A 19,592-nucleotide genomic window follows, 5' to 3' on the forward strand; every position below is an offset into this window, starting at 1 on the left:
TTTACCACCCCAGCACCTTTCTAATTTCAATGTCAGTTTGATAAGGATTCATACCAATACTGTGATGCGCACTCTCAATGATGTACTTACCGTCAAACCTTCCGTATCCCTTTACATTGACCGTTACACCGGAGGCAATCCGTATATCCCCATCCAGGGTAAATCGTGCCTTGCCGGCCTGTTTATTCTTCTCACGCAGTCTGTTCCGGGCCAGACGGTTGGCTTCTGCCACAGTCTCAACCCGCTCATTGATTTTAAGGACTGGCAGGCCGGCTGCATTCGACAGGCTGTACTTACCCGTAATAAGCTTCCCTTTTGTAGGTTTGTACGTGACTATACATGAGCCGTACGCCCGGTTCGTGCTGCTCTCGCTAAAGCCATAAGTGATAATGTTGCTCTCACCTCGGACGAGATCGGCGACAGCCGGCTTCTTCTCATATTCAGCCTCGTCAAAAAGCACGAGCTTACCTCCTGATATCTTGGCTGCTATGCCCTCGTCTTTTGCAATATCGACCAGAAACGTGAGGTCGGCCTGGTTGGTTTGATCCAGGCGGTCATATGTCGGATTTACAGAGGCCGAGTATACCAAAGAGAGCTTCGCACGGGCCGCGATATCTAGGGCGATGGTCTTGAGCTTCACCTTTTCCCAAGCCTTTGTGCGGGGCTCCTGCTGCGCCTGAGCTCCCCCGAGGGGCAGAGCTACAGCCTGCAACATTACCTTGTCCGGAGGGCCGTCTATGTCGATGGCATCCACCTCGAAAGTGCCACAGGGCAGCTTCGCCTTCTGACCAGGAATATCCCAATTGACAACCGTGATCTCAGCGATCAGCTTGTCTCCGAATTCCGGCTTCCAGGCATTTAACCAGTTTGCTTCCCGATCATCCAAGGAGATTGATATGCTGTCCTGATCCCCGGGCGCTCCGTCCGAGTACGTAAAATCCATCAAATACTTGCTCAAATACTCGGTACCGATTTCCTTGCCGTTATACTTGAGCATGAGATAGGCGTAACGGCCGTCTACCACGGTTTTCATGATCCGTCCTCCTGCCGCCAGGGTGGTAAAGTGGAGGCGGATTCGACAGGGATAACCGGCACCTGCAGCAGGACTCCTGCCGGAAAGATAACCACCTCGGCATAGTCTGGATTAGCATTCATCAACTGGACCATAAATGACTCTTTTCCGGCAACAGAAAAGGCGATACTGTCCCACGTATCGCCCTGAATTGTTCTGTAAGTTTTCATTGTGTCATGCTCACCCTCTGTCTATTGCGCTGATATGCGCCTAAATGCGACTCCCACTCTTTCTGCGCATCACCGATTACCCTGCGGACCGTTTGCTCATCAGCATTACCCTTAATGACTATTGATGGGCTGTAGATAAATTGACCTCCGCCTGAATCAGACTGATCCACTCCAATCATCTTGCCTGTCAAAGCATGGAGATCACGGGAGCGCTGATCTTTACGGATTGGAATAGCCATCTCAGGCCCAGCCTCGCCGAAAATGGAAGGTTTGTTTGCCAGGCCGCCTTCAGCATACATCTGCATGGACTGCACACCCAGCCGCGGTCCGGCCATATCGCCATACTGTTTCCAATGAACGCCGATGTTGATTGTCTTCTCTAATGGCATGTCGGCCATCATCTGATTAAGCTCCATGATCTGCTCTTTGGCTGCATCAACACGTTGTTTCTCTGTTGCACTCAGTTCACCATACTTGCCCATCAGCTCATCAATAGGTGCACCAAGATTCAAATTGATCAATGCGACCTGCTTATCATACAGCTCTTGAAAGCTATCTTTGGCATTCGCGATGTCTTTCTCTGTGTTCTCAAAACTAATCAGGTTTGATTCGAAAGCCTTTTTAAGGTCCTGTGTTTCGAAAGCCAGATTGGCCCAGTTATTGCCGTAGTATCTACCAGTTGCAGCTTCAATTCTATCGGCTAATTCAGAAAGCTTTCTAGCCTGTTCTTCTCCGGTAGTTGTATCAATAATTTTCTGTTGAGCTGTCAAAAATTCTTGATACTGAACATACGACCTGCGGGCATCCTCATAAGCCTGTTCAAAGCCAGATAAATTCGACGTCAATTCATCGTAATTTTCCTTGAGTTCAGGCAGCTGAGACTTCTTATCGAGAATCTCTGCGTCAATCTTTCTCTTTTCTCGTTCAAGCTCGGTTGTGTTCAAGCGATTGGCTAGATCAAGTTGGTCCCGGAAGCTTTCCTTTTTTGCATCCTCGGCTTTGAGAATTTCAGGATTAAGCGCAATGAGCTCTTCCTCAACAATTTTCTGTTTCCTACGCGCCTCAGCGAGTATAGCAGCCGGCGTAGCTGTGTCGTTGATTTTCTCCTCCAAGCGATCGTACTCACGAATCAGGTTCCTAGTCCTCTTTGTCTGGTGTTCTATGTCTTCATAATTATCAAAGACATGTTCCAGATCATCGCCCATGTTGAGCAATTCCTGCCGCGCCTCTTCCTGGTGATTTTTATATGCAATCACCCCTGCCGTCAGAGCGCCAACCGCACCAACAGCTATCCCAATCGGATTCGAAAGCAGCCCCAGCACTCCGCCGAATTTACCGACTCCCTTTGTGGTATCGAACACTGCTTTACCGACCTGACCCAAATCCTTTGCGATCCCAACGGTATTTTTCGCAAGCATGGCAGCCGGAACAGCGAGCCCGATAGCTTTAATGACGTCTTTATTATCTTTTGCCCAAGCTGTCATGTCTTTCAATACCGGCATAAGGTCCTCACCGATCGGGATGATCACCTCATCCATAAGTTCACGACCGAGCACCTTGAGCTCCTGCGTCAGATTGTCGTATTTGACAGCAGCCATCTCTTCCATAGTTTGTTTCGTCATATCAAACTGCTTGTTGGTTGATCCCAAAGCACCGACGACATCCTTCTCCAGATCCTCCCACTGGGAGCCAAAGAGCTCAACGCCGAGCTGATTACGGTAAACCGTGTCCTCAATGGTGTTGAGCTCAGTGATGACCCGCTGCATAGCATCCTTGCCTTTGATGGCTCCAGATCTCAACTGGTCTAGGATGCCGAATCCTTCACCCAATCTACCGGATAACGTGGTTAGGGTATCTTCGGCGCTCTTTCCGCCCTTCTGCAGATCCTTGACCATTTCCTTGGCCGTATCGGCGGAGACATGCTTCAGCAGCTCCAAGTATTGCGCAGATTTAGTACCACCTTTGGTTAAAGCAGCCGTGAAATCCTCGATACCTTCGGGAGCAAACAGCGCAGCCATAGCATCGCTTGTTTTTTCGCTGCCGTCCTGGAGACGGATGTTAAACTCTTTAACCGCATCTCCTACTTTATCGAGATTGAAGGCACCTGCTTCCAAGCCGGCAGAAAAGACATCAAACATCTCATTTGCGGAGTATCCAAGTGCTGCAAACTGAGGTGCATACTCATTTGCGGAGTCTAAGAGCTCCCCGGACTTATCCAGGCCCTGCTGCGCCCCCTGGGCGAGAAGGTTCATGGACTGTTCAGAAGTGATGCCAAACTGCCTCATCAAGGTGTCAGAGGTCTTTACAGATTCAGGGATATCAAACCTGAACACGTCCTGCAAAACAATAGCGTTCCTCGTCGTCTGAGCGAGTTCATCGCCCTGCTGTTTGGTGACATTGCGGGCAGTGATCAAGGCATCCGTGAGGTCATTGACGCCTTCACCGAGGCCTTCGCGGTACATTGACTGTGAAATTTCTTGCAGCTCTGCCAATTCCTCTGCTGTTGCACCGGTGGCAGCACCTAATTGACCAGACTGTGCATCCAGATCCCCAATTGTAGTGATCATACCACCGATAGAATCGGTTAATTTGTCAATAATGGCGTAGGCTCCGGTAAATTGTAGCGTACGTTCGAACACTTGACCAAACTCACGAACATCCTCTTTCAGCTCACCGAAGGCACCAGATGCCCGGCCTGCATCGCGTGTAATCTCATCAAAGCTCCCGCCTTTACGGAGGGAGTTAAGGTCTTTTTTGAGATCGAGCACATCGCTTCCAAGATCGCTAAAGGCTCTCTTTAGTCGGGGGTCGATCTCGCCGTTAAGCTCGAATGACATTTGATATTTCTTCGGCATATCTATCCCCCTCCCTTTCGAGCTTTTTCTTCATCGTAAAATTCTTTAGCAGCCGCATGCCATTCGAAAAGCAACCAGATCGGTGTGCTCATCCAATATGAGACATCGCCTTTCATGGCTCGTGATAGCCCTATCGAGATTTTCATAAGACTGCGAATAGGGTTATCCGCTAAACCAAACCGTTCAAAAAATCTTTTGCAGCACCTGTCACTTTCAGGAAGTCGCGTGCAGTGAGTTTTTTGAGCATTAACGGATTCACACCTGATGCTTTGGCAGCCACGACAGCGTGATAGCCCGGATGCTCTGTTTTATATTTCACAAAAACATTCTTCTGACCCGCGATGAAATCCATAAAATCCGATTCAATGGCCATAATGTCATCACCGGACAAACCGTCAAAATCAAGCGTCAGTTCTTTGTATTCCGTATCTTCCCAAGTAATAGCCCGGGACAGCTTAATCGCTGTTCCGGCCGTTTGGATTTCTTCCAGATTTTCTGTCCTTGCGACTACATCACTCATAATTAATTCTCCCTTCTTATTTAGGCCAAGCCCAGCGCTTTTCTTACGTCCAGCAGAGCATCTTTTCCATTGATCCGGCAAATGTAATTGAATTTGTCGAGCTCAAAAACCGCTTGGCCATCGATGAAGATTTTGAGGTATGTCGCCTCGATTGTATTTGTTGTGCCGGTAGTTGCATTTTGCGCAAGGGTTCCAAGGTCGAGGCTTTTGCTGAAGCCGCGAACCACCACTTTAATCGCTCTGGTTACCACGCTGCTTCTTGAGTTATCGAATTCGCTGAAAGCACCACGGATCTCTAACCCTTTAAAATCGGGACTCACCATGTCAAATGCCTCTTTATTAATTGTCCGCCAGGCGATCCCTACCTCTAACGATCCATAATGACCTTGAGAAGGAAGATCGACTTCTCCTAAAATAGACGCCCCGGACACTGTTGATGTCAGAGGCGTTAAATTCGGGAGGGTGATATCACCTGTTGCGAAGTTATTATTGCTCCCTTCCGGGAAAACAGATAAACCTTCGACCTTGATCGGAATAGTTTTCATGAAGTTAAGCCTCCTTAAGCCGCTGTCAAAGCAGCCAGATATGATACGTCGTAAGCGACGACAAATTCGATTTCTTGAGCCATGGAAGGCGGAGTAATAAAGATGCGATAGACCATTTTTCCGGCACCAAGCTGATCGTCCGGGTTATCAGCGGCGAGGAATTCCACACGGCCGCCGAGCAGATACCCTGCACCAACCAGACCATTAAGCCAGACATTCGCTCCATCCGCGATCGATTCGAGCAGGCGGCGATTAAGCGGATTGTCCACCTGCTGCCAGTGCCGCAACACGAGCTGGTTTTTGATAAAAGAGAACATCCGCCGCACAGGGATGAATGTACGCTGTGCATCCGTGTACTCCGGATATGCTCCCGTGTAGTTGCCCCACGCCCTGAATCCATCCGTCCAGCGGATGCCGGTGACAATGCCATTGGCGTTCAGCGCATTAGCCTGGTCGTACGGGATCCGGACGGCTGTTCCATCTTTGTACAGCAGGCCGTCAGCAGTGATAGGCTGATTCGATGGAGTCTGATAAGGCACGCCTTCGTTCAGGGCATCCGTTGCCACCATAGCTGCTGTGACCAGCGTGGACATGTGGTAAACGCGGCCCTTATATGAGGCCATCGGGTAGGCATTGGTTTGGAGGTGGCTGATATATCCGTTATCCTCTTTCCACGACGCAGCGTCCACGTATTTCAGGCTTGCGTCCATATCCGTGACCACATGAGCCTCAAACAGGCCGTTAATCCCCTGAGCTTTGGCCACCATGACCGCAGCTACTACAGGATCATCCGACCAGCCAGGTGCAACGATCAAGTTTGGCACGAATGATGTCTCAAGGAACACGTCCTCGATCAGCTCCAGCCCTGTTCTGTCACCAGTCAGTGCGTCCGTGCCGCCGATGATCCGGCTGGCCGTCACATTGGATGGCTTCAGAGCGCTGTATCCGACCTGCAGGGATGTGGTCCCCGCCGGAATCGCGCCGCCGCTTACGATGGCAATCACCAGCTTACCAGCAGCGTTGAAGGTCAGCGTATAGTCAGTGCCTTGTACAAACGTCGTGGAGCCGTCTGCCACCGTCACAGAGTCCTTCAGCACGCCCTCTGTGTCGATTGTGTGCATGCCATCCTTAAACGTTGCTGCAGCCGCTGGCACTGCCTCTACGTCCGTCACATCCAGGACATTCACAAAGGCAACTGGTCCCTGCTCCGAGTCAACAAAATGAGCGTGGGCAGCCTCGCAGAGCGTGAAGGACTCCCAATCATCGGAATAGCCCAGCTTGGTGCGGAAATCGTCCAGATTCTTAGCAAGAATGACCTTATTCACCGCTCCGGCAGGGTTCGCGACCTGGTTGATCGGGGCCGTGCCGAAATAAATAGGCAGCGTGTTCGTCTGAACGACCGCTGCCTTCGGTTGAAACACCTCTTTGGCTTTTACACCGTGAAATTCAGCCATGGTTAAACTCCTTTCATCGACAGGGCAGCATGATTCAATGCCGTGCCCGTCTTTCTGATTTGTTTTAAGGACTCCTGCAGGGTAACCACCGGCACAAACAGCGCTCTGATATGTGGATAATCTGTGTACAACGGTTTGAGATACGCCGGATGCCCGCCAAGGAACACCTGATTTGTCCTAAGACTAATCCCGTTCTTGCGGATGGATGGCCCGATGTACATCAACTGCACCGGCTTATCAGCAGCTGCTGGAGCCTCTGGAGCAGATGCCGCCGTAATGTCTTGCTGTTCCTGCTCTTGTTGCTCCTTGTCTCGTTCTCTTTTAGTAGCCATTCTTCCATACCTCCTGTTCGATTGATGGCATTTCCCATGTAGTGGTCATATAGCCCGTCCAGTAGGGATCCGCTTGTTCTTCATGAAACCCCATGGAGAGTGGAAGCGATAATCGTGCCGGCCACCCTTCATATGTCTCGCGTAAAAAAGAGGCTCGAACAAATTCCATGAGATGCAGAACATCCATGTATCCATCCGGCCCCAATCCCTCGCAACCAAATATAAAGTCCATGTTTAACGTGCGATACCCTTCATCGTTATCCTCAGCTGGCCCGAGAAAAACGACGGATATATACGGCCATCGCTCGTCTCGTTCCTCCGGTAATGTGGTTTCCGCTGGTTGAATATCTGTGCCGTAGTCATTTTCCTCGTATTCCGGAGTTGCCCGCGCAGGAAGATCAACTAGATATATGTTTAAAGGCAACCGTAGTGGACCAAGGAACATATCCTTTGTAATCTCCTGCAAGTACCGCTGCAGATGTTTCATCAGCAAACTCGGTGTCACGTATTCAGCCTCCCTAAAGTACGGTAAAGTTCATGTGGCAGGCGCTTTTCCATTTCCTCACCAAACACCTGCTGAACGTGTTCCCGGACCTCTTCACTGCCCACCATTGAAGGTACCGCTGGTCCTCGCAGTTCCTTGATTGGTAGCCGTTTCTTCCCTACCCGCTCAAATACTCCTGTATGACTTCCAGCTGTCGTAATAAAGGCACCCGGGATCGGCTTCTTGGCTCCTCCCCGGTAGACCGCAGCCTTTAAGAACTTCGGTGCTCGCTTAAGCTTGCGCTTGGGAGTTACACCGAATTTGATCAGGGGGATATTATGGCCTCGCGAAGTCAAAGTGGCTTGAAGGTTGTTTCCGAATGCCTTTTTGATTCGAATAGTCTCGACAACTTCCTTCTGCTTGACCAAATACCGTTCCCGGGTCTTTCTCCCGGCTTCTGTCTTTGAACGCTGCGTGGCCCGGTTAAGGCTGGACAAGACCGCCTTGCGAACAGCCTTGTCCATTTGCTTCAGTGACCGATTGACCTGCTGAAAGTTGTCCTTAACATCGATAAAATTACTCATGGCCGCTTACCGTTTGCCTCGAGGACGATCTTCAGGATGCCCGTGTCGTTGGAGACGCCCTTGACCGTATACCGCATAAAGTCCAAATAAAAATACTGGTCAACCCTTGGGGTATACACCAGTACATCGGGATCGATATGGATAATGACATTGTGGGCGGAAACCCCATCAGCGCTCTGAATCGGCTTGCCGTCCAGAGTAAACTTCTCGACGATCATCTCCAGCTGCCGGTCTTTTTGGCCGGTTTGTTTAGCATCGTTTGTATAGGTCGTTACCGTGTGGATCTCGGCGAATTCATTCGAGTTCATGAAGGTCAGTTGGACATCCTTCGCCATCTGCTCTCGAAGGTTCATAGCCTCTCACCGCCTTAGTTTTGGTCGTCAGCTGTCACTTGTTCGGTGTACCATTCTTCAAATTGGGCGACACGATCCTCCGCTTTCCCAGCTGGATCGATCGATAGTGATTCAAGGAACTCCTTCTGCTCCTCCGCCTTCAATTTTGTGAATTGTTCAGGTGTAGTCAGATCATTCAAAAGCGGATTATCCTTATCAGGTTCAGGCTCGTAGAATGTATCCCCTTCTTCCTCTGCAGCCCCCAGTTCAAGTAATCGCTGAGCTTCTTTTTCGGTCAAACCGAGGATTTCCTTCCCGTGCTGATAAAGTTTTCCGTTATGAATAACCTTGTTAATTGCTCGAATCATCGTATTTTCCCTCCTCTAAGTTAAAGTACTTTCGCGACAACCCAGCCAGCAACGTTTGCTGGTACAGGCAACGGGCGGGAGAGCATCTGCAGCCAGCGCTGAGCCGGTTCTACAGTTACCCAGGATTGCGGCGTGATTTTACCCATAACTCGAACGAATTGCTCTGAGCGCGGATCCATGATCACATTCGCTCCATAGTGGAACGTGAACTTGTCTCTTGTGGACATGATCGCGATTGTGCCGGCTGGAATGAACGGAACTTCTTGACCAGCATCGTTGGTGTAAGTGCCAGTGTAGCTGTATACATCCAGTCCAACGTCACGCAGGCGGCCGTGGTAGGTAACACCGTCAGGAAGCAGTGTGGTATCGATCGTACCGACATCCACGCCTCTGTTTTCGGCCAGCTTAAGGATCTTCGGATGACGCATCAGCGCTACGGCAGCGTCATAATCAGCCAGGACGATATTCGGAGTCGGAGCGTTCCCATCCATGACCACTTTACGCTGAGATGCGAGGAATCCAATTGGATCAGAATTCGGATCGCTCCAGAGGTCCGTTCCAGACAGGGTTACGATATTCGTGAAATCGTAATCGATAACCTGGCTCACACCTTCACCGACCTGGGTTACTTTGCCGGTGAACATCAGTTCAGCTGCTTGCTGAACAAGACGCCGGGTGATGGTATCCCGGAGATCGATGATATCCTTTGCAAGCAGTTTACGGGCCCGCACCTCTGGCTGATCCGGATTGATCAGGTTCTCCCCGGCTGCTCTCACCTTAAGGTCAATAGCAGTGATCGGGCGAGCTGGTTTGATCAGGGCCGGCTTGTATTGTTTCGCCGTGAAGCCTGTCCGCTGGATGACCTTGCCCGGCTGCAGTTCGGACACATAAGGTGCGATCGGCTTATTGCCTTTCATCGTTTGAATTTCTACAGTCTCGGTTTCAAATGACTCGCCGTCTTGGAAGAATGTATCCAGGATATAAGTGCTTGGCGGCGGCAGCTGACCGATTACTTTCAACAGAGTCGGAAATGAATACAGATCTTTAATGGCCATCGTTGTGAGCCCTCCTTAGTTTACAACCCGTTTGGTATAAATTTTTGCGTTGTTGAGCGCAGCTTCGTGGTTTGCGATTGTATCGGTTCCGCCGAAAATCAGAGCTTCGCGATTAAACTCGCCTTGTGTGTAAACCGTAGCACGCTGCTGAACAGTCGATGCATCCACGATTTCATCTGCAAGAACAGCCACAGGAACCTTTTGAGCAGCACCGGCAGCTGCTGAATCAACAATCGTGCAGATCCACGTTCCGTCAGTCGCGAATCCTGTTCTGGCCATTACGGTACCGCGGGTAAATACAGCACCAGTCGCTGGCTCGATGATGATGGATTGGGTGACGATCGGCTGGACCATTCCGGCGATCAGGTTATCATAGGGTACGCTTTCGTATGCTGGCATTATTTTCGACCTCCAATCATGTTATTGATTTCTGCAGTAAGGGCATCGGCTTCGGCTTTAGATACAGCTTCTGGATCTGGCTTCCCAGGCGCTTCGTCCGAATCGACATTGCCTACACCGCTGTTCTGGGCGTCGTTATTACGACGAGTACCTTCATTGGCTACACGTTCAGCAGAGGCCTTAACAATCTCCATCGCAGTTTCGCCTGCTGTTTTTCCTTCAGAAATGGCTTTGGCGACGATCTCAGCGGCTCCTGGCGCTGTGGCAAGAGCATTCAGTTCAGTGATGCGGCCCCTTTCTTGTGTTACACCAAGATTCACAACCTCGTTGTATAGGTCAGGGTGCTGTGCTTTCAATTCTTCCAATTTCATGGGCTGTTCTTCCTCCTTTGGTTGCTCTTTAATATTTTTTGGCACTGAAGCAGTCTCAGCGCTATTTTCAACCTGTTTGACATCATCCGAAGCTTCCGGTGCAAAAGCCTTTAAATCCAAACCCGCTAGCGGACCCCCACTTCCGAGTAGCTTCTCTGGATCGGTGCCGTCCTTCAACATGTTATTGATCATGATGTCCCGTATTTGGTTCATCGCTTCCGAAGATATTTCACCATTGAAGCTATTTGTCGCTGTCGATAGCAGCTCTTCTTCTTCGAAAAGAATCCCGTCTGCAAACCCAAGCTCGACAGCTTTCTGCGCGTTCATCCACGTCTCACTGTCCATCAGGTCGGCTAGTTCCTCGCGTGTTTTCCCGCTTTTTTTCATGTAAACGTTGATAAGAGACTCATCGACTCCTGCCAACAGGTTTGTACGGCCTGTATGAGCCCTCTTGTCACCGTCGGTAACAATGGCAGCATTATGAATCATGAACTGGGCAAGTGGAGCCATACGGATATCATCTGCAGCTAATGCGATATAGGAGGCAGCGCTGGCTGCAACACCCGTGATTTTAGCCGAAACTTTGCCGGGGTACTCTTTCAAGAGAGTGTACACTTCTGATCCTGCGAAGACAGAACCTCCACCAGAATTGATGTAAAGCTCTACATCTCCGCCGCCCGCTGCATCCAGTTCCTTTGAAAGCTTGGAGGCACCAATGTAAGGTATACCTAACCAGTCATACAGCCATGCGCTCCCATCACCGATAACCGGCCCGTTAAGTTTGATCTTCTTCGGCATCTTCTTCATCACCCCCCTTCAGGCCTTGTTCGCTCTTTCCTGAAACTAAGCCGTTTTGTTCCCGAATCTGCTGCTCATATGCCAGCTGCCGGACGTTGCTCTCATATTCCGTACCTGTCAGCTCTGCAGCTTCTCGAGCACGGGTACTGAATCCATTCTCGACCCGAATAACAGCCGCATTTGCTTCCTTCACCGGATCGAGCTGACCCTGCGAAGGTCCGTGCCACTCCGCTTTGGTGTAGGCCTTAAACAGCAGAGGATCATCGAATATACCTGGAGCATCGATCCGCCCTTTGATCACTGCCTCAGCGAACCATTCCTCATAGATCGGCTGACAGAAATCTGCTGACATCCACGCCCGCCGCATCCGGAACATCTTCCAAGCTTCCAACAAGGCTGCTCTTGACGCAGAGTAGGACGCTGTGAAGTGTTTTAGCAGCAGTTCATACGGAAGCTCAAGCGAAGCGCCTACCTGCCGGAGGATTGATGTGACGAACGGATCGAAGCCGCTGTTCGGACGCCCCGGATTCGCGATCGTCGCCTTCTCCCCAGGATTCAAGAACTGGACCGCCCCGACCCCTAGCTGTAAATCTTCATCGCCGCTAGGCAATGGTTCTCCTGTTGGGTTCTCTATCGGACCCTCAGGAGATAGACCGAAGGCATCAGTATCCTCGCTCTCCGTCTCAATAAAGACGGTGAACATCCCACTAATTACTGCCGCCATTAATTCGGCCTCAGTGTATCTCTCCAGCTGTTTCAGTGATTCGATAACAGGCGCCAAGATTGGAACGCCTCGGCGCTGCTCCGGCCGCTCTGTCTCCATGAGATGAAGAACATTCCGCCGTCCACTCTCTTCCCCGATGGCCGCAACCCGCTGCCACTTCATACCCGGGTCAAAGTGACCGGGATGTTTACTGGAGAACCAATAGGCAGCCACCATTCCATCAGCATCAACTTCCACACCGCTCTGCACCCGCTTGATAGACTCAAGTGGTTCATTCTTCGGTGTACTGCATCGATCGGCTTCCAGGATGCGGACCCTGAGGTCATAAACGGTATGTTTTCGCTCAAGCAATGGCAGTAGGACAAAGGCGTCACCGCTCATGACCCACGACAGGAAGGCCAGCTGCTGCAGCTCATAAAAATTTTGAAGCCCGCCGGCATCACAGTCTTTGGAGTCGGCCCACAAGGAAAACTCCCTTTCAATCTGCCGGCGAAGCAGTGCCGACTTCTCCTCAGACAGGCGCAAAAAATCGGCATCGAAGGAAGGCTTTAGCTTTAACCCCGTGCCGATTATATTGGTTCTGAGCGTCTTGAGCGCTCCATTCGCGAGTGATCCGCCCATGAAAAGGTCTCTCGCCCGAGGACGGAGAGCTTCGAGATTCGCGTGGATGTCCTCATCGGCGTTTCCAGCTGCCGGGGTCCATGTTGTGAGCGACTTCTTTCTGCGGCTGGCTCCGTGATCACCGTAACCCTGGTTGAACACGTCCTGTACGGCCCGCTGCCGTGCAATCTCCGTTCGGGCCCTTTCACGCTTAGCAGCGAACCCTGGAGCAACAGCGGCCACTGTTTTATCCAGCCAGCTCATAGATCAATCGGAACATACCTGCGCACTTTTCGACGCGGGCCCAGTCCCTGCTCAAAACGAATGGCATCATTCAACTGCTTTTGCCAATACTGAATCTGCCGCATGACCTCGGTTAGGTTCACTCTGGTGAGCGATCGGCCGGCGATGCTGTACGATTGCCCCGTAGAGAGCGCCAGCTCCGCTGCCATCCAGGCATCCAAGTGTTGCTGAGCTACTTCTTTTGTGTACAATGGCATTTTCCTATTCACCTCCTCTCAAGCGTTAAACGCTGCTTGCCACGCCTCTTTTCTTGCTCTTCCTAGCGCGCTGCTGACTACCTGTATCCGGATCCACCTTCGGGCCATTGGGCTGCTGTTCAATCGGTAAGGAAAGATTCGGCCGGAGCAGCTCCACCACGGCCCGATTATAGACCGCCAAGTCAAAGGGCTCGTTTCGATCACGGGTCTTCACCCAGACCTTATACTTGACGCCGTCTTTCTTGATCGTCCTGTGAGTCTCAGCAGTCAGGCCGAGGAAATATTCTTGCGTATATCCCTTGCCTTCATCATCAGGGAAGTGACAATACAGTGGTCCTGGCTCCCCGACCTTCAGGCTGTCGTATACCTTCACCTTGCCGTCATCCACACCTAAGTGGATAAGGATCGCATTGTACATCTGGGTCCGGGAATGCCGGGCGATAAACGGTACATGCTCCGCTGTTTTGGGGTTAATCCCCTGGCCTTTGATCGCGTAAATCCGGCGATGCTCCCGAGCACGGGTGAATTCGTACACTTCTTTGGTGTAGTGACCACCAGAGTCCATGCAAGCTCCAATGATGCGGAATTCCCGGCCCTCTGGACCTATCCAAGAACGACAAAGAAACCTGTCCAGGTCCTGCCACACTTCGGGCCTGTTCAAGTCTCCATAAATCCGTTGGTATTCGATACGCCATGATTCTTTTCCAGCCCCCCAGCCAATAATCTCGACTTCAAAGCGATCGTCCTGGGTATCAATGGCTGCCGTGAGCACCTTCACGCCTTCAGGCACCTCATACTCATATCTCTCGCGACGCTGCATAAGCGTTTTGTCGTCCATGCCTTTGACCTTCGTCTCCCACGGCTCTCCAAGAACCGTATTGACGAATACTTTCAGCTTGTCGACGCCCTCTCTCTTGGCCACCAAAAAAGCCTTTGCAACCTCGCGCCAATCTGACCATGGGCTGGAAAGCTGATTGATATGAAATCCCCGGCGGGTGGAGTGCTCTTTCCTGGAAACCCAGGCACCCTCGCCCCGCTTCCATTCCTTTTCTGAGCCAAGATTGCCGCAGTATGCGCAGCGATGCTCGGCTTTGGTCACAACGATCTCACCGGACTCCGAGACATAATGCTCGAATACGATGCCGTTGTCTTCGCCCCGCTTGAATTGCAGGGGCTGTAACTCCCCACAGTGAGGGCAGGGCAGGCACCATTGCTCCATCGTGCTGTCTTCGTACAGCTGATGGATGCGAGATGTTTCCTTGTCCACTGGCGTTGAGACGAATAGATGCCGGCGCTTATGCCGGAATGTCTTGGTCCGGGCCGTAGCTAGGGCAATCGGATCACCCTCCTTGCCGGAAGATACCGGGAACCGGTCCACCTCATCGCACAGAACAATCTGCACTGGCCGGGAAGACAGTCCCGAAGGCGCGTTGGCTCCGACGATCGTCACATAACCGCCAGGGAAGGATTTCTCTTCGATGGTGTTGCTGCTGTCCCTCGACTTGGCGACGCCGATCTTATTCCGCAGCACTTCGCTGTTATTAATCATAGGAGTGAGCCGCTTTTTGGAGTAGGCCTGGATCAGATCCTCGTTTGGAAGCACGTGCATAATCGGGCAAGGCTCCTGATCGATGTATGAACCGGTCACATTCAGCAGAAATTCGGTTTTTCCCACCTGAGCTGAGGCCATGATAACGACCTCTTCCCAGTGCTCTATGGAATCCATGATCTCCCGCTGATATTCCGCCCGAGACGTTCGCCAAGGCCCCGCTTCCGCGCTGCTCTCTGTGGTTAGTACCCGGTTCATATCCGCCCATTCTGAGACGCTCAGGCGACGTCTAGGCTCCCACTGCTTGTTGGCCTGTGAAAATAAATCAACCGTCTTCCGGGCTGCCATGTTCCAATTCGCCCCCAATCTTATCTGGGGTGTATTTTGCCAGGGATGACAGCGCGGTTTCGATCTCCCGGCGGACAATTGACTCTACTACATCCGCAGGCTCATTCTCGCATTCGGTAGCAATCCTGCTGGGCACCCCGAGCAGCCGTGATTTAGTGGTAAGGATCAGGTCGGACAAGAGGCGTTCCACATCTGCCGCTGCATGCAGGTTGCCTTTCATTTGCTCCAGCTCAAGCAGGGCCTTTTCTGCCTTTGTTTTCTCGTGCTCCGTCTTATAATCAATCAACCTCGGCTTCGCATCTTCCTCTTTACCACCTGAAACATGCTCACAGTATGCCTGCACCGATTCGCCGAGTTTGTATTTGCCCCGGCCGACCTGCCGCAGGATTCCATCACGGGTTAATTGACGCAACCATTGGGGCGTTTTCCCTACGATCGCAGCCAATTCGGATGTCAATATTTCTTTGTCCTGCAGCTTATCTGCTTTCGCCTTTGATTTTGTCAATCAACCCGCCTCACTTTCGTCTTTAGATGGAATTGTACTGTTTTGAATATTTCAGGCATTATTCGAAGCGAAAAATAAAAACGCCCTCGATCGGCTGCCTGCCAAGCGAAAGCGAAAGCAAAATTTTGAAAATAAAACTGCACCAGAATCGGGGTCATTCGCACCCGCACTCATTTTGAACCTCCAGAAGGACCCGTGAACTCCTGAGCGCCCGCCTCAGCTCTTTAAACGTATCTCATGAATGTCTGGTGGTTCGGAAACTCAAACGTCTGTATGCCCCTTTATATTCGTTCTGATGACGTTAACCTTTACCTTCAATCCACCTCGAAGTTTAAGCTCGGCCGCCGCCTTCTCAAACTCCTTTGCATACCGACCCGACTCACCCTTACTGTCTTTAGTCAGGAATAATCCTCTCCGGTCCATTGTCGCCAAATACAACCATTTCATTAGGATCAACAATTCCACCATCATACAGGCGGATAGGGGTAGTCTTGACCACATCTTCAGTAATCGTTGGCATCGAGGCGATCAGCAGCTGCTGCGCTGTCTCCTTATCAAACTCTTTCAGCAGCTCAGTGTGAATGGCCTTGGCAGCCTGGGCGACTGCTTTAGCTTTTCTCGGGTTACTCATTCCATGTACCTCCCTTAAGCCATGACGTATCAATCGGCTGATGACCACCTTTGAATGTCTGGATCACTCTGCGCTTGCCGCACTTGCTGCATTCTTGGTACCTGTGGATGCTGAATCTCTTCACCGTTTTCCATCTGTGGAAGATGTGCATTCTTCTCATTCCTCTCATGGAATTAAAAAAGCCACTCTCATGAGTGACCTATGTCCAGATTAACGTCAAACCTCCTCGGAGCTGCATGCAGGAATGCTATGATATTCCCATTGTTGCTCTTCGGTAGAGTCTCAAAATGATCTCTCACCTCAGCTTCCCATTCTTCATGGGTGATGCCTGCGGATTGGATCTCCTCAATCTGACCATAGATCATCTGATGCTGCTCTTCCGTTATCCTCATATGCTGTTTGTTTTTCTTCTGACTGAAGTATTTCAGATACGTTTTGATATAGGAATGATCATCGTTTTTAAAAGCGATGTATTTATTTAATCTTTTATCATTCGTTAGTACTTTATCATTCGTTACTAGTGTTGGATTTTCCACAACTGGAAAACCCGATCCTGGATGCTCGTATATATCGATCTCCCAGGACATGATTTTACCTCGGCTGTCCTTGATGACGTAACGCTTGATATAGCCGAATGACTCAAGCTCTTTGAGCGCAGCCCGGATGCTGTCCTTACCCTCGGTCGTATGCTTGGTCAGCTCGTCCAGATAGAAGCGGAAATGGTCTGGCTTGGTCAGCATGTAGGCGAGCAAGCCGCGGGCTTTGAAAGAGAGCCTGGCATCCTGCAGCGAGCTGTTAACGATCCGGGTGAAGGGCGGGGCTCTTTTGCCTGATTTATTGACTCGGTGTGTTGCCACGTTTGTTCAGTTAAAACGCCAGCAGATAATCCTGGACTGCATCTGCCGCAACGAAGCCATGTCCGTTGTTGTTAGGATGTATTCCGTCACTTGTACGAGTCGGATCTACCGCCCACAATCCGCTGTCTGGTGATGACTCCCATCCTTTGTTACAGTCAATACCTACAATACCGTCATTATTATTCATAACCCATGCGTTAAACTTACCTCTTGCACTATTCGCCCCTGGTGCAAAATTAGCATTGATTGGTGTTTGGTTTTGTAGTGTTGTCCATCCATCTGTTGATGTTGTCCTAGGATTAACAGTAACTTGAGCTGTCGGAATGCCCATATTCCAGTACACTTGGTGTATCTTCAAGATATTTTCTTTTAAGACTTCGAACGTGGTTGAACTATCGGCAAGGTCATTGCTCGAATACTGCACTATTACCAAATCACAATTCTTTAACATTTGTAATTGGTTAGTTCGTTTGATAAGCTGAACGAAATCTGATGCCTTCTGACCATTCTGCCCTGCTGTGACATATCCCCACCCAGCTCTTAAAGCTCCGATTTGCATGAAACCAACTTCGCCAACCGGAAAATTATCGACTCTTGTATTGGTGTGGCCCGCCCCGGTGGACGAACTACTACCACAAAAACCGACCGTTTTGAAGTTTACCCTGTGCGCTGGTTCGCCTAAAATGACTAAAGGTGCGTATGCATACTTTGGGTTATTGTTCTGACTTGTGAAGGTCCCTGCTGTAGCATCCCCCTCCATAAGGCCCTCTCCGGGATTCTGCGCTCCAATGACAGTAAGTCCGGTAGGATGTTTTTCTCCTGTATTCAGAAGCACATGAGTGCGTACAAAAAACCTCGTACCTTTTTTAATACTGATTCTAATTTCATCCGTTATGGTCCTTGCTCCTAACGGCAGAGTTTTGTGACTATTGCCGTTGTCAAAAAATAGTGGGTATGTTACCCCATCTACATCGATAGATACATTAATTTTAGGAACACCTAAATTTGTTGACCTGCCGTCATTATAAAAATTACCATACATAAGAACCAGTGATTCTAAGTCACACAAGGCTTCGTGCATCGATCTGTATGTCACATCTATGGCTGTTCCGTCAGACGTTCCGCTATACCATTTACCGCGAGAGGCAACGGACGCAAGCCCCTTTGGTTTATCCATAGCCAATGCCAGCGCTATTCTTCCTAAATTCACCTACCCCACCGCCTTTCCCTTGACCGCCACATTCCCACCAACTACTGCGCCAATCCTCGCCCGGAATGAATACCCTGCCGGAACCTCAACCTGCCAGCTCTCTGGAGCTGTATTGCTACCGCCTGTGGTCTGAGTGCCAAACTTGGTCGGATCAGTCACGTTAAAAGCGGTGTGCGGCGTGTAAACCCCGCTCGGTCCCGCAATCTCGAATACGACTGTGCGGCTGGTGCTGGTGCCTGTGATCTCAAACGTCAGTGTATGATTGCTGTTCTCCGGAGCGAATGGGGTGCCGTTGCCGGCAGCCGTAGCGTTGTTCTGCAGCGTCACTGTTTGAGCTGCTGCCGTTCCCAACACCCTCACCCTTTGAGCTCCGTCCGGATCAACACCGTCAGCCGGGTTTACGATTTGTCCTGCACTATTGTACTGCCGGCCTGGTACCGGCGTTTCGTAATATGAGCTGCTCATGATATGCGTCACTCCTTCATCATTTTGATTGGTGGTCCTGCTGCTGGCCAGCAGGCTGTATGCTCTTTGCTCTGGCGATCCTTGGACCCGAGTGCGCTGATTGGTGATGGACAGAAGGTGAATGGGTACGATCAGCCGCTGGAGCGCTGCTGATGTTTGCATCAGCTCGAACACCCTGCGCGGGATGCCGTTAAAAAACACTTGGCCGAAGGATAATCCGTGCTCAGGTATCGTCGGCCCGATATAAATGGACTGGTTTCGTATCACTTTGTATCACCTCCCTCCTCCCTTTTGAGCAAAAGAAAAAGCACCGTTTAGGGTGCTTTAATTAATAAGTCTTCTCTTTGTAACCTTTTAACTCTCAATTCCATTGGATCGAATGAAAGCCTCATTTCATTCTTATGTCGTTCCTCTTTTTGATGATTAAAAAATAATAACAGTGCTTCTTCAGTCGTTTCTGCTAATACAAGTTCTTCTTTATCGAACCATTCGACCAGGTAGTAATGTTTATATCTAATTTCATTCACCTCCTCAGTACCCTTGTCAGGCATCGACCCTTAGATGTTTATCTCAAAGCTTAATCCATTCTCTTACTTCTTTTAAGCCTCTATATGTTTTAGAAAGCATGCTGTTTTCTTTCAGGTAATTCTCACCTCGTTCGGTGACTTCAGGCCCAATTTTGTTGACATGTGGTCTGTCATCTGCCCAAAACAATCCTGTTAGGTACTTTTCTCTTGATAGAAAATTCACTGCGTCATCAAACTCACCTTCACTTACATCGAAATCCTCTTCTGTAAGCGGAGTGTTTCCTTCGTTAACTTCTTTCAAGATGGCATAGCGTAATTTATCCTTATTCAAATCGAC

At 50.3% G+C, this 19,592-nt stretch carries 24 protein-coding genes; all 24 read right to left on the reverse strand.

The genetic code is table 11. The features are described from left to right. Position 1 precedes the first annotated feature (1 nt). Positions 2-1,033: a phage late control D family protein gene (locus tag E6C60_RS15275; protein WP_138226628.1), complete on the reverse strand. Its 1,032-nt coding sequence runs from the start codon at positions 1,031-1,033 to the stop codon at positions 2-4. Next, positions 1,030-1,242 carry a tail protein X gene (locus E6C60_RS15280; protein ID WP_138226629.1) on the reverse strand — a complete coding sequence of 71 codons (213 nt, stop codon included), beginning with the start codon at positions 1,240-1,242 and terminating at the stop codon, positions 1,030-1,032. The genes E6C60_RS15275 and E6C60_RS15280 overlap by 4 nt, the downstream gene beginning before the upstream one ends. Next, a complete protein-coding gene (locus tag E6C60_RS15285) occupies positions 1,239-4,097 on the reverse strand; it encodes a phage tail tape measure protein (RefSeq protein ID WP_138226630.1) in 2,859 nt (952 codons plus the stop codon). The genes E6C60_RS15280 and E6C60_RS15285 overlap by 4 nt, the downstream gene beginning before the upstream one ends. A 169-nt stretch (positions 4,098-4,266) precedes the next feature. Beyond that, positions 4,267-4,617: a phage tail assembly protein gene (locus E6C60_RS15290; protein ID WP_138226631.1), complete on the reverse strand. Its 351-nt coding sequence runs from the start codon at positions 4,615-4,617 to the stop codon at positions 4,267-4,269. 20 nt (positions 4,618-4,637) lie between these two features. After that, positions 4,638-5,162: a phage major tail tube protein gene (locus E6C60_RS15295; RefSeq protein ID WP_138226632.1), complete on the reverse strand. Its 525-nt coding sequence runs from the start codon at positions 5,160-5,162 to the stop codon at positions 4,638-4,640. A 14-nt stretch (positions 5,163-5,176) separates the two neighbouring features. Next, positions 5,177-6,616: a phage tail sheath family protein gene (locus E6C60_RS15300; protein ID WP_138226633.1), complete on the reverse strand. Its 1,440-nt coding sequence runs from the start codon at positions 6,614-6,616 to the stop codon at positions 5,177-5,179. A gap of 2 nt (positions 6,617-6,618) precedes the next feature. Then, positions 6,619-6,948, reverse strand: coding sequence for a hypothetical protein (locus tag E6C60_RS15305; protein ID WP_138226634.1), 330 nt, complete (start codon positions 6,946-6,948; stop codon positions 6,619-6,621). Further along, positions 6,938-7,453, reverse strand: coding sequence for a hypothetical protein (locus tag E6C60_RS15310; RefSeq protein WP_138226635.1), 516 nt, complete (start codon positions 7,451-7,453; stop codon positions 6,938-6,940). The genes E6C60_RS15305 and E6C60_RS15310 overlap by 11 nt, the downstream gene beginning before the upstream one ends. Continuing rightward, entirely contained in the window at positions 7,450-8,016 is a 567-nt protein-coding gene (locus E6C60_RS15315; protein WP_138226636.1) for a phage tail protein, read from the reverse strand. Before E6C60_RS15315 ends, E6C60_RS15310 begins: the two co-directional genes overlap by 4 nt. Next, entirely contained in the window at positions 8,013-8,369 is a 357-nt protein-coding gene (locus tag E6C60_RS15320) for a hypothetical protein (RefSeq protein WP_138226637.1), read from the reverse strand. Before E6C60_RS15320 ends, E6C60_RS15315 begins: the two co-directional genes overlap by 4 nt. 14 nt (positions 8,370-8,383) lie before the next feature. Beyond that, positions 8,384-8,716 (reverse strand): hypothetical protein, encoded by a 333-nt coding sequence (locus E6C60_RS15325; protein ID WP_138226638.1) that lies wholly within the window; start codon positions 8,714-8,716, stop codon positions 8,384-8,386. Positions 8,717-8,736: 20 nt separating this feature from the next. Then, positions 8,737-9,771, reverse strand: coding sequence for a major capsid protein (locus E6C60_RS15330; RefSeq protein ID WP_138226639.1), 1,035 nt, complete (start codon positions 9,769-9,771; stop codon positions 8,737-8,739). 15 nt (positions 9,772-9,786) lie between these two features. Further along, a complete protein-coding gene (locus E6C60_RS15335; RefSeq protein ID WP_138226640.1) occupies positions 9,787-10,170 on the reverse strand; it encodes a head decoration protein in 384 nt (127 codons plus the stop codon). Continuing rightward, positions 10,170-11,348: a head maturation protease, ClpP-related gene (locus tag E6C60_RS15340; RefSeq protein WP_138226641.1), complete on the reverse strand. Its 1,179-nt coding sequence runs from the start codon at positions 11,346-11,348 to the stop codon at positions 10,170-10,172. The genes E6C60_RS15335 and E6C60_RS15340 overlap by 1 nt, the downstream gene beginning before the upstream one ends. Next, complete coding sequence (locus tag E6C60_RS15345; protein WP_138226642.1) at positions 11,317-12,927, reverse strand: phage portal protein; 1,611 nt, start codon at positions 12,925-12,927, stop codon at positions 11,317-11,319. The genes E6C60_RS15340 and E6C60_RS15345 overlap by 32 nt, the downstream gene beginning before the upstream one ends. Beyond that, a complete protein-coding gene (locus tag E6C60_RS15350; protein WP_138226643.1) occupies positions 12,924-13,163 on the reverse strand; it encodes a DUF6148 family protein in 240 nt (79 codons plus the stop codon). Before E6C60_RS15350 ends, E6C60_RS15345 begins: the two co-directional genes overlap by 4 nt. Before the next feature lie 25 nt (positions 13,164-13,188). Next, entirely contained in the window at positions 13,189-15,060 is a 1,872-nt protein-coding gene (locus E6C60_RS15355) for a phage terminase large subunit family protein (protein ID WP_138226644.1), read from the reverse strand. Further along, positions 15,038-15,565 carry a hypothetical protein gene (locus E6C60_RS15360; protein WP_138226645.1) on the reverse strand — a complete coding sequence of 176 codons (528 nt, stop codon included), beginning with the start codon at positions 15,563-15,565 and terminating at the stop codon, positions 15,038-15,040. The genes E6C60_RS15355 and E6C60_RS15360 overlap by 23 nt, the downstream gene beginning before the upstream one ends. Positions 15,566-15,959: 394 nt before the next feature. Then, positions 15,960-16,196, reverse strand: coding sequence for a hypothetical protein (locus E6C60_RS15365; RefSeq protein ID WP_138226646.1), 237 nt, complete (start codon positions 16,194-16,196; stop codon positions 15,960-15,962). A 188-nt stretch (positions 16,197-16,384) separates the two neighbouring features. Continuing rightward, on the reverse strand, positions 16,385-17,053 hold the full coding sequence (locus E6C60_RS15370) for a helix-turn-helix domain-containing protein (protein ID WP_138226647.1): 669 nt from the start codon (positions 17,051-17,053) through the stop codon (positions 16,385-16,387). A 10-nt stretch (positions 17,054-17,063) separates the two neighbouring features. Next, positions 17,064-18,263, reverse strand: a complete 1,200-nt coding sequence (locus E6C60_RS15375) for an SGNH/GDSL hydrolase family protein (protein WP_138226648.1) — start codon at positions 18,261-18,263, stop codon at positions 17,064-17,066. Then, positions 18,264-18,995 carry a hypothetical protein gene (locus tag E6C60_RS15380; RefSeq protein ID WP_138226649.1) on the reverse strand — a complete coding sequence of 244 codons (732 nt, stop codon included), beginning with the start codon at positions 18,993-18,995 and terminating at the stop codon, positions 18,264-18,266. A 47-nt stretch (positions 18,996-19,042) separates the two neighbouring features. Further along, positions 19,043-19,279 carry a hypothetical protein gene (locus tag E6C60_RS15385; protein WP_138226650.1) on the reverse strand — a complete coding sequence of 79 codons (237 nt, stop codon included), beginning with the start codon at positions 19,277-19,279 and terminating at the stop codon, positions 19,043-19,045. A 19-nt stretch (positions 19,280-19,298) separates the two neighbouring features. Further along, on the reverse strand, positions 19,299-19,586 hold the full coding sequence (locus E6C60_RS15390) for a YjcQ family protein (protein ID WP_138226651.1): 288 nt from the start codon (positions 19,584-19,586) through the stop codon (positions 19,299-19,301). Positions 19,587-19,592 lie beyond the last annotated feature (6 nt).

The organism is Paenibacillus algicola, from assembly GCF_005577435.1.
GTDB lineage: Bacteria > Bacillota > Bacilli > Paenibacillales > Paenibacillaceae > Paenibacillus_AQ > Paenibacillus_AQ algicola.

What these genes read in the sequence shown, in the direction of transcription:
- E6C60_RS15335 (WP_138226640.1), bottom strand. Translation starts at nt 10,170, where the DNA reads ATGCCAGCATACGAAAGCGTACCCTATGATAACCTGATCGCCGGAATG.
- E6C60_RS15315 (WP_138226636.1), bottom strand. Translation starts at nt 8,016, where the DNA reads ATGAGTAATTTTATCGATGTTAAGGACAACTTTCAGCAGGTCAATCGG.
- E6C60_RS15340 (WP_138226641.1), bottom strand. Translation starts at nt 11,348, where the DNA reads ATGAAGAAGATGCCGAAGAAGATCAAACTTAACGGGCCGGTTATCGGT.
- E6C60_RS15285 (WP_138226630.1), bottom strand. Translation starts at nt 4,097, where the DNA reads ATGCCGAAGAAATATCAAATGTCATTCGAGCTTAACGGCGAGATCGAC.
- E6C60_RS15280 (WP_138226629.1), bottom strand. Translation starts at nt 1,242, where the DNA reads ATGAAAACTTACAGAACAATTCAGGGCGATACGTGGGACAGTATCGCC.
- E6C60_RS15320 (WP_138226637.1), bottom strand. Translation starts at nt 8,369, where the DNA reads ATGAACCTTCGAGAGCAGATGGCGAAGGATGTCCAACTGACCTTCATG.
- E6C60_RS15295 (WP_138226632.1), bottom strand. Translation starts at nt 5,162, where the DNA reads ATGAAAACTATTCCGATCAAGGTCGAAGGTTTATCTGTTTTCCCGGAA.
- E6C60_RS15345 (WP_138226642.1), bottom strand. Translation starts at nt 12,927, where the DNA reads ATGAGCTGGCTGGATAAAACAGTGGCCGCTGTTGCTCCAGGGTTCGCT.
- E6C60_RS15355 (WP_138226644.1), bottom strand. Translation starts at nt 15,060, where the DNA reads ATGGCAGCCCGGAAGACGGTTGATTTATTTTCACAGGCCAACAAGCAG.
- E6C60_RS15325 (WP_138226638.1), bottom strand. Translation starts at nt 8,716, where the DNA reads ATGATTCGAGCAATTAACAAGGTTATTCATAACGGAAAACTTTATCAG.
- E6C60_RS15300 (WP_138226633.1), bottom strand. Translation starts at nt 6,616, where the DNA reads ATGGCTGAATTTCACGGTGTAAAAGCCAAAGAGGTGTTTCAACCGAAG.
- E6C60_RS15275 (WP_138226628.1), bottom strand. Translation starts at nt 1,033, where the DNA reads ATGAAAACCGTGGTAGACGGCCGTTACGCCTATCTCATGCTCAAGTAT.
- E6C60_RS15365 (WP_138226646.1), bottom strand. Translation starts at nt 16,196, where the DNA reads ATGAGTAACCCGAGAAAAGCTAAAGCAGTCGCCCAGGCTGCCAAGGCC.
- E6C60_RS15305 (WP_138226634.1), bottom strand. Translation starts at nt 6,948, where the DNA reads ATGGCTACTAAAAGAGAACGAGACAAGGAGCAACAAGAGCAGGAACAG.
- E6C60_RS15350 (WP_138226643.1), bottom strand. Translation starts at nt 13,163, where the DNA reads ATGCCATTGTACACAAAAGAAGTAGCTCAGCAACACTTGGATGCCTGG.
- E6C60_RS15385 (WP_138226650.1), bottom strand. Translation starts at nt 19,279, where the DNA reads ATGCCTGACAAGGGTACTGAGGAGGTGAATGAAATTAGATATAAACAT.
- E6C60_RS15330 (WP_138226639.1), bottom strand. Translation starts at nt 9,771, where the DNA reads ATGGCCATTAAAGATCTGTATTCATTTCCGACTCTGTTGAAAGTAATC.
- E6C60_RS15290 (WP_138226631.1), bottom strand. Translation starts at nt 4,617, where the DNA reads ATGAGTGATGTAGTCGCAAGGACAGAAAATCTGGAAGAAATCCAAACG.